9 protein-coding genes and 1 riboswitch are annotated in these 8,908 nt (G+C 52.7%); of the genes, 7 read left to right on the forward strand and 2 right to left on the reverse strand.

Annotated features, from left to right (window positions below; genetic code table 11):
- Positions 1–158 precede the first annotated feature (158 nt).
- Positions 159–1,010 carry a methyltransferase domain-containing protein gene (locus PsAD26_RS00750; protein WP_063308873.1) on the forward strand — a complete coding sequence of 284 codons (852 nt, stop codon included), beginning with the start codon at positions 159–161 and terminating at the stop codon, positions 1,008–1,010.
- 3 nt (positions 1,011–1,013) lie between these two features.
- Here the strand turns inward: PsAD26_RS00750 and PsAD26_RS00755 are convergent, their stop codons facing one another.
- Positions 1,014–1,547, reverse strand: coding sequence for an MAPEG family protein (locus tag PsAD26_RS00755; protein ID WP_208859965.1), 534 nt, complete (start codon positions 1,545–1,547; stop codon positions 1,014–1,016).
- 124 nt (positions 1,548–1,671) lie between these two features.
- Here PsAD26_RS00755 and PsAD26_RS00760 point away from each other — a divergent pair, with 124 nt between their 5' ends.
- The 3 genes from PsAD26_RS00760 (at position 1,672) to PsAD26_RS00770 (ending at position 4,443) form a co-directional block, all read left to right on the forward strand.
- Complete coding sequence (locus tag PsAD26_RS00760) at positions 1,672–2,883, forward strand: crosslink repair DNA glycosylase YcaQ family protein (RefSeq protein WP_063308894.1); 1,212 nt, start codon at positions 1,672–1,674, stop codon at positions 2,881–2,883.
- Positions 2,884–2,970: 87 nt separating this feature from the next.
- On the forward strand, positions 2,971–3,864 hold the full coding sequence (locus PsAD26_RS00765) for a hypothetical protein (RefSeq protein ID WP_208985436.1): 894 nt from the start codon (positions 2,971–2,973) through the stop codon (positions 3,862–3,864).
- 141 nt (positions 3,865–4,005) lie between these two features.
- Positions 4,006–4,443 carry a hypothetical protein gene (locus PsAD26_RS00770; protein WP_063308875.1) on the forward strand — a complete coding sequence of 146 codons (438 nt, stop codon included), beginning with the start codon at positions 4,006–4,008 and terminating at the stop codon, positions 4,441–4,443.
- A gap of 102 nt (positions 4,444–4,545) precedes the next feature.
- Here the strand turns inward: PsAD26_RS00770 and PsAD26_RS00775 are convergent, their stop codons facing one another.
- Positions 4,546–5,730, reverse strand: coding sequence for an O-succinylhomoserine sulfhydrylase (locus tag PsAD26_RS00775; RefSeq protein WP_063308876.1), 1,185 nt, complete (start codon positions 5,728–5,730; stop codon positions 4,546–4,548).
- A gap of 67 nt (positions 5,731–5,797) precedes the next feature.
- A riboswitch (SAM riboswitch) is annotated at positions 5,798–5,875 on the reverse strand.
- A gap of 123 nt (positions 5,876–5,998) precedes the next feature.
- Between PsAD26_RS00775 and PsAD26_RS00780 the strand changes: the two genes are divergently transcribed.
- The 3 genes from PsAD26_RS00780 to PsAD26_RS00790 all read left to right on the forward strand — a co-directional run bounded on the left by PsAD26_RS00780 (position 5,999) and on the right by PsAD26_RS00790 (position 8,227).
- The gene (locus tag PsAD26_RS00780) at positions 5,999–7,105 is read left to right on the forward strand and encodes a 2'-deoxycytidine 5'-triphosphate deaminase (RefSeq protein WP_057460767.1); all 1,107 of its coding nucleotides are present in this window, start codon (positions 5,999–6,001) and stop codon (positions 7,103–7,105) included.
- A gap of 4 nt (positions 7,106–7,109) precedes the next feature.
- Positions 7,110–7,658: a YigZ family protein gene (locus PsAD26_RS00785; RefSeq protein ID WP_063308877.1), complete on the forward strand. Its 549-nt coding sequence runs from the start codon at positions 7,110–7,112 to the stop codon at positions 7,656–7,658.
- Positions 7,659–7,816: 158 nt separating this feature from the next.
- Positions 7,817–8,227 (forward strand): hypothetical protein, encoded by a 411-nt coding sequence (locus PsAD26_RS00790; RefSeq protein ID WP_063286133.1) that lies wholly within the window; start codon positions 7,817–7,819, stop codon positions 8,225–8,227.
- Positions 8,228–8,908 lie beyond the last annotated feature (681 nt).

Here is an 8,908-nt window from a genome sequence, read left to right on the forward strand (position 1 = left end):
AAACACTGCGGGTTTTATTTTGCGCAATACCTAGCAATAAAAATACAGCTACTTGCTGTTGATTACTTCAAGACGATCAACCCAAAGAGGCTTACTGTTCATTAATTTTTTCATGGCTCAATCATGTCAGTATTCAAAGATGAGGATACTGCTCAGCGATGAAGAATGACAAAAAAGAACAAGAAACCAACCCCGTTGCAGATTTCCTCCGGCATTTCATGATCTATGATCATGTACTCAACCTCAAAGAGACCGGAGAGTTCAACGGAGCTGCCGATCACTTGCTAAACCTTCTTGGGCAAGGGTGCTCTGAAAGCTCAGAAGGTACCCTTGATCTGCCGCTAGCAAACGCGAACTCAGAAAAACTGGACAGCATGCCAGCCGAGTATGTTTCCGCTCTGTTTGACCAGAAAGCGAAGATTTTCGATATCAAGCTTCTGGAGATCCTCCAATACAACCTACCAACCAAGATCCACGAAAAGATCAACACTCTCAATCTTGGCCCCTTTAAGCGTCTCTTAGATCTAGGTTGTGGCACTGGCTTAGCTGCCGAACTTTTCGAAGATCAGATCCCTTATAAAACTGGCGTCGATATTTCAGAGGAGATGCTCAAGTTAGCGAAAGACAAGGAGATCTACGACGATCTCCAACAATGCGAAATCAACGAGTTTCTCGATCAGGATCATCCTCAGAAATGGGACTTAATAATCGCATCAGAGCTCTTTCCATACTTTGGTTCATTGGAAGATCTCTTCGCAGGTGTCGCCCATCACATCGAAAAGAATGGCGTGTTCTTGTTCTCCGCTGAAGCTGTGATGGAGCCTACCTCCGATACTCCACCCTACATTATGAGCGACAGCTGCCGCTTCACACACACAGAAAACTACCTCCGCAATCTCTTGAAGCAATTTGACTTTGCAGTCATCGACTTTACGCAGACCACACTCCGGCAGGAGTGCGAAAATCCGGTGCGTGGACACCTCGTAGTCGCTCGCCACATACCAAGGTGAGCACTACAACCCGGCCATCAACGTAATCAGCACGACCACCAGCATTAGAATACTTGGATAGAAAGTCAGCGCAAAGCCGGTTCCACGCCATGGCGCACCCTTCTCATAGCTTGCAAAAAACAGGATACGCCCAAGCGCAAACAGCAGTGCTGCTAACAAAGGCACAGACATTGTGCTACCGGGCATAACCGCAGCCCAAGCAATGTAGATGAACCCTGCCAACACCCCCTGCTCGAGTGTATTTTGCAAAATACTCTGCAGCATTTTGGCTTCCTCACTGCCGTGGGTTAGCCCTCCTCCATCAATGTCATCAGCATGATAAAACCTGCGCATCGCCAGACGACCTATGGAAATCATAAGCAGCAAGGCAGGTGATAATAATGAAACCGCTGCCACCCAAAGCCGCTCAGAGGCATTCCAGTCCGCGGCAAATCCAAATGGATTGAGAAGCGCACCAAACAAAAGCACAATCGCGGTCACCAACGCTCCGACAATCATCCGTTGAAACACACCCCGCTGTTTTTCTGCAAAGTCCAATGCAACCTCCATTTAGAGAACATAATAGGAACAAACCCACAACTATCTGATGCGGACTGCTTGCGGCAAGGCGCTGCCTCTCCTAGCCTAGGTACGTCTGACCAAGCAGGAGACTTTGATGACTATGGAAGCGCAGTTAGTTTTAAAAGTTGATAACGCCGCTGCGCGTCGCTTGTTTCTGCAGAAACACGCCCTTCTCGAAGCGCCAACAGGCTCCTCGAAAGGAGAAAACCTCCTCAATCTCATTCACCGCATTGGCTTTGTGCAGGTTGATAGCATCAACACTGTAGAGCGTGCGCACCACATGATCTTGTGGTCACGCCGCCAAAGTTACCGCCCCAAACATCTCAAGAAACTGCTGGAGAATGACAGAAGCCTCTTTGAGCACTGGACGCATGATGCCTCAATCATTCCAACCGAGTTCTTCCCTTATTGGCACTACCGCTTCCAAAAAAGCGCAGAGAGCTTGCAATCCCGCTGGAAGGTCTGGCGCGGTGCGGAGTATCAGGAAAAACTCAACCTCATTCTACGGCACATCGAAGAAAACGGGCCCGCTGGCACCTCAGATATCGGCAAGGATGAGAAGCGCAGCAAAGGCGGATGGTGGGAGTGGAACCCATCCAAAACAGCACTTGAATATCTCTGGCGGACCGGACAAATCTCCGTCTCCCGGCGTGAAAACTTTCAAAAACTCTATGACCTGACAGAACGCATCATCCCTGAGGATCACCGCTCCGCTAAACCCAGCCATGCAGAAACCATAGAGTGGGCTTGCAACTCCGCAATCGACCGCCTCGGCTTCGCTACGCCCAGCGAAATTGCAGCCTATTGGGACAAACTAGACCTTGCCGATGTCAAAGCATGGTGTAAGCAAGCCCAGAAGCGTCAGGAACTGATCCTTGTTGAGATTCAACCTGCCAGCGACACGAAGCCCAAATTATGTCTCGCACGCCCAACAATTGAAGATGAACTGAGATCCCTCGAAGCCCCTTCCCAGCGGATCCGCATCCTCAGCCCATTCGACCCGGCATTAAGAGATCGCAAGCGCGCTGAGTTCCTTTTTGACTTCAATTACCGCATCGAAATCTTCGTCCCTGAACCAAAACGGCAATACGGCTATTATGTCTTCCCTGTCATGGAGGGGGACAAGTTGATTGGCCGCATTGATATGAAGCGTGACAAAGCCTCCAATGCTTTGGCCGTAAAACGCTTTTGGCCCGAGGCTGGCATTCGCATGGGCAAAGGCCGCCAACAACGATTGGAAGCTGAACTGGAGCGATGCACCCAGTTTGCTGGCTGTGAAGATCTTCAGTTCCTCTCAGCTTGGCAAGGATAGCCCACTGGATGGCGGGACTATCAGAAACGTAAGTAACCTCCAATACTGCTGGTAAACGTCGCATTCTCGTCAGCACCAAGAGAGCAAATGGGCCAGTTTTTGCAAACTTTGTTGCGTATTCTGCTCTGCCTTGTGGCGCTGAATACCTCTGCCAGCCAGGCCCAACCTCTCTTTGATTTAGACGATCACTTCACTTTCAATCCGCAAGGCAAATACCAACCCCGCCTCATCGGCCTGTTTGAGACAGATCGCAATAACACATCTGGAGCCGCCGAAGTCATCACGCCAGTCTTTCAGGACAGTCATGGCATGTTCTTCGCTGATGTCCGCTCCGGCAACTCCTCTGATGCTGTATATCTCATAAGTGCTGGCGGTGGCCTCCGTCACTTTGTACGGCCAAACTTGATTGGCAGCACCTACATCTTCATGAACTACAAGGAAGATTACGAACGCGACCCCGCAACTGCAGTCACCACGGGCATCGAGTTTCTGGCAAATAACTATGAAGCTCGCTTCAACGCACAATTCCCGACAAGCAAAGTCCGTATTCTGGAACCGGAACCGGGTAGCACAGACCCACGCGAAAGCATTCCTCTCCTCAACCTTTCAGGAGAGATTGGCTACGACCTCCCCGGAACTGATGATCTGGGGTTCGGCCTCCGCATCTATGCAGGAGGCTTTTATAGAACCGCCAACAACATTGAAGAGATAAGCGGGGCGCAGGGACGGTTTGAAATATCCCGCGCAGGCTGGTTTGGCCTACCAGGATTAAAGACCACATTTGTTGGACAGATCCGCTACCACAGCGACATCAACTATCCCATTGGTGCTTTTCAACTCCGCATAGGCCTTCCCATCGTCAAATATTGGAAGGGTATCGCCGTCGATAACTATAACGAACTCTCTCACATAGAACGTCGCATGACGGAACGTGTACGACGCCCCCTCACTATTCACAATCGCACGCGTCGTATTCCCTAGAACTCCACTAAAAATGAAGACCCTAGGCATTAAACCACTCGAAGCGTTACCCCTCCCGGTTTCAGGGCATCACAGACCCCCAGCAATAATGTTAATCTTTTCCGATAGGATACCGCTTCCAGCTCTTCCGGGGACAACCACATGAGGACTATTCCACTCACGCTTATTCCGTTCTTGCTCTACAACGCTGTGGCATTTCGGTGGTTTGAAGATCTAGAGCCGGTGCTTGATCAGGGCTACAACGTCACTCCTTGGGCTGCCATTGTATTCCAGATCCCACTGCCATCCGGACTACTCGTTCCTCTGGATGTCGCCACCCTTCTGCTTGCAGGCACTTTGGTGCTGCTCTTCGTAGAGATTATCAAAGCCACCAGAACCAGCACACTCTCACTGGTAGATCACAGCCTGTCCTTGCTGATCCTCGTGGCCTACCTGATTGAGTTCCTCTCGGTGCAAGAAGCCGCTACCCCGCTCTTCCTGCTGCTCATGACCATCACTTTTCTGGATGTTATCGCCGGGTTCGTCATCACCTTATCCAGCGCTAGGCGAGATGTGGTGGTGGCAGCCAGCAATAACTAACAACAGCAACTCCAAGGCTGGCAACCAATCTCAGCATTACGTTTCAATGCACAAAGGGCACCCAGTTGGATGCCCTCACGCCAGTCATAATGTGCAACGCGCTTAAACCGCTGCCAGCGCCTTCGCGACGTCTTCCAGCAAATCATCTGCATCTTCCAGACCAACAGAAAGACGAAGCGTCTTGTCTGTAATGCCCAGCTCCAGACGCGCATCTTCCGCAACACTCTGGTGCGTCGTCGTCGCCGGATGCGTGATCAGGCTCTTCGCATCACCAAGGTTGTTGGAAAGGCTGACAATCTCCAGCGCATTGGAGAACTTGAAGGCCGCTTCCTTGCCACCAGCCAGATCAAACGCCAGCATGGTAGACCCACCCTGCATCTGCTTGGCCACGATATCCGCCTGTGGGTGATCAGCACGACCTGGGTAAATCAGCCGAGACACTGCAGAATGATCCGCAAGGAACTCTGCCAGCTTGCCAGCATTCGCAGTCTGACGCTCAACACGCAGCGACAACGTCTCCAGACCTTTCAGCAGAACCCAAGCGTTGAACGGGCTCATCGCAGGTCCGGTATGCTTGAACGGGTCATGGAACTCTTCCACAATCCACTTTTCATCAGAAAGCACGATACCGCCCAAACATCGGCCCTGCCCGTCAATATGCTTGGTCGCAGAGTAGATCACCACATCCGCACCCAGCGCCAGTGGGCTCTGCCAGATAGCAGTCGCAAACACGTTGTCTACAATAAGCCGTCCACCAGCTTCGTGAATAATATCCGCAACTGCTGGAATATCGATCACTTCAAGCGTCGGGTTGGTTGGGCTTTCAAGGAACGCCGCTGTGGTGTTCGGACGAACTGCAGCTTTCCATTGCTCGATGTCAGTGCCATCAATCAGCGTGGACTCCACACCATAACGTGGCAGCAGCTTTTCGATGATGTATCGGCAGGAACCGAACAGCGCCTTTGGTGCAATCACGTGATCGCCAGCTTTAACGCAGGCCATAATCGCAGAGTTAACAGCCGCCATACCAGAAGCCGTGCCGCGTGCGGCCTCAGCGCCTTCCAGTTCGCACATTCGTCGCTCGAACATTCCTACGGTCGGGTTTGCGTACCGGGAATAAATATAGCCCGGATTCTCGCCCAAAAAACGCGCTTCTGCCGCTTCTGAGCTGTCGTAAACATACCCTTGTGTAAGGAAGATAGCTTCGGATGTTTCACCAAAGCTGGAGCGCGTTGTGCCTCCATGAACAAGCCGAGTTGCTGGCTTCCAGTTCTTTGCGTCTGTCATCGCTCATTCCTGCCCGAAGAGATATCGCTCTACCCCTTCATTAAAAAACCCCGGCGCGGGCCGAGGTCTATACAAGAACCCGACCCTTTAGCTACTTGTTTTACGTGGTTGCAAGCCGGTCGACCAAATCACCACGGAATAGGCAGCGTTTTTACCTCGAAAATACACTATGGTCAATCAATCAGCTTAGGTTGCAGACTTGGCGAGAGATCAAACTTACGTTAATCAGTGTCAGAACGATTTGAGTACCAGTGGGGCGGAACCAACAATGACAGGCATTCTTCCGGCAAAAGCGATTGAAGCTATGTTTGCCAGCGGTGCAATTCAAGCAGACAGAGTGCCCGACGAGGACCAGATTCAACCTGCCAGTCTTGACCTGCGCCTCGGCGTCAAAGCATGGCGTGTCCGGGCCTCCTTTCTGCCCGGCCCCGACGCGAAAGTGGAAGACAAGCTGGAAAAGCTCATCTTGCACGAGATCGACCTCTCCAAGGGCGCCGTGCTGGAAACCAACTGTGTTTACATTGTCCGCCTTCAGGAGGCGCTGGACCTTCCGGCTGAGCAATCCGCAACAGCCAATCCCAAAAGCTCCACGGGCCGCATCGATGTGTTCACCCGCGTCATCACAGATCAGGGCCGCGCATTTGACCGTGTTGAAGCTGGCTACAAAGGTCCGCTCTACGCTGAGATCTCTCCAAAGACCTTCCCTGTGCTGGTCCGCGAAGGCTCTCGCCTGTCCCAAATCCGCTTCCGCGATGGTGAAACCCTCATCAATGATGAAGACCTGACCAAAGTGCACAACCAACACACGCTCGTTTCTGGCGGCAAGGACGAAGACGCCATCAACAACGGCGTGCAGGTGTCCATCGACCTGAAAGGCTCTGGCAAAGACAGCCTCATCGGCTACCGCGCCAAGCGCCATACAGGTGTGATCGATGTCGATCGCAAAGACGCACAGGACCCGGAAGACTTCTGGGAACCGCTGTACAATCGCGGCGATGCAACGCTCATCCTCGACCCGAACGAGTTCTACATTCTGGTCTCGCAGGAAGCTGTTCACGTCCCGCCACAATACGCCGCTGAGATGGTGCCATTCGACCCTCTCGTCGGAGAATTCCGCGTCCACTATGCAGGCTTCTTCGACCCCGGCTTCGGCCACTCCACCGTTGGTGGCACAGGGTCCAGAGCCGTTCTAGAAGTTCGCTCTCACGACGTTCCCTTCATCGTAGAACACGGCCAGACGGTTGGCCGCCTTGTTTACGAGCACATGGAGGAAGTGCCAGAAACCCTTTACGGCGAAGGCATTGGCTCCAACTATCAGGGTCAGGCTCTGAAGCTTTCCAAGCACTTCAAAAGCAAAGAACCGGTAGGAGCATAAGCCCATGCCCCTCTTCACCGTTGAGCAGGAATACAACGCGATACTGGAAGAAAAGAAGTCACGCTTTCTTGCCTTTCTGGTACCCCATGTAGACTTTGCTCAGCGGCTGGTGGACCTTCGCGACGAGCACAAAAAAGCCAACCACCACGTCACCGCCTTTCGCAGAATGCTCCCCGAGGGACGCATCGATGAAGGCGGCAAAGACGATGGCGAACCGGCTGGCACCTCCGGCATGCCCACACTCAAAACGCTCATTGGTGCAGACCTTGTGGATGTGGGCGTCATCATCGTCCGTTACTTCGGCGGCACAAAACTGGGCACCGGCGGTCTGGCACGGGCCTACTCCGGCGCCGCAAATCTCGCCATTCGGGAAGCTGAGCTTGTGCCATGGCTGCGCATCAAAACCCGCAGTGTCTCTGCCAGCTTCTCCAGCAGTGCCGAACTGGAACGCCAGGTCATTCTGCTACAGCTGGAAATCATCGAACGCACCTTCACAGAGGACGGCGTAACCCTGCTCGTCAGCGGTCCTGAAGATCAGATCGATAAGCTCTAACCTTCTGTACCAGCTTACCTTTCCCATTCTCTCAGCAATCTCGCTGCACTCAACTAATTAAAATCCTAATAAAAAATTAAGCTTTGGCACGCGCCTTGCGATGTGAATCCCAGGAAACGGCAGGTGTCTCATTTTGAGACGGTCGGGGGAGTGAAGTCATGCGTGTCACCCGCACTGGAAAAGCGATTAACACTGGAACAGACGCTGATCGTCGCTATCGCGATATCGGCTCTCGCCGTCACGCCAAAATCACAGAGCAAAATGCTGAGACTGTCTCAAGACGGAACACCTACGGGAAACCAGGCAAGGAACTGCAAGTCTCTGAGGATGTCGCCACCACGCAAACTCAGCACGAAAAAGACGCCCAGTTCTATGAACTGCCAAAGCGCATCAACGTCTTCCGCTGCAACTCCGCTTTCCTCGCCCACCTCATCGGCATCAAAGAAAACGCCGCCCACCTGCGCGACCGCCGCCGCGTAGAACCCGAGGAAGGCGCCATCAGCTACACCACCACCGAAAAAGCCCCCCGCCTCATCGGCGAAGGCCGCATCATCGAATACAACGCTTGAGCTGAGTTCTGCCACAAACACCACCACCACCACATGGCATCCCATGCAGTGTTGAAGCTGGAGTTCCCGGAAGTCGGGATGAGCAAGGCGGCAGGCAATACCTGCGCTACTTGTTTAAAAATGTTTCTTCAGCATTGGCTACACGCCTTGCCCGGGCTTTCTTGGGATGAACAACGTCGCCTCTTTTGCCTATAAGGCACGATAGCCGGTTTCCCGGAAAGACAATGGCTTATCCAGACACGTTTCCATGCCCAAACAGTTCCTCCGTCTTTGACAAACACATCTGCAAAAGCAGGTCTTACTGCCGGTACATCTGCACCTATCACCGCGTGATACCCTATAGTCCTGGGCCCTTCCCCTCAAACCATGCGGTCACGTTTGAAGTTCGGTTCACCGGACCACTGAAAGGTGCGTTACGTCTCCCAACAGCCCAACCCAACCTACGACAAACTGACGGTCGCTCCGCCAGCAGCCCGTTACGTAGGCATAGGTTCAGAGTATGGGAGAATTTCAGAAGGGGAATAAGTTTTTTTGAGAAAGTCCAGCCCACCCACCGGTGTCTTCCCGGCCCCCGATGTACATACCGGAGACATAGGTGACAGGTGTTCGGAGAGATGGTTGACACATTAACATGGCATTCAGGGAGGGACCGGGATGCCTTGGAAAGAGTGTTCAACAATG

It is taken from the genome of Pseudovibrio sp. Ad26 (assembly GCF_001623285.1).
Lineage (GTDB): Bacteria > Pseudomonadota > Alphaproteobacteria > Rhizobiales > Stappiaceae > Pseudovibrio > Pseudovibrio ascidiaceicola.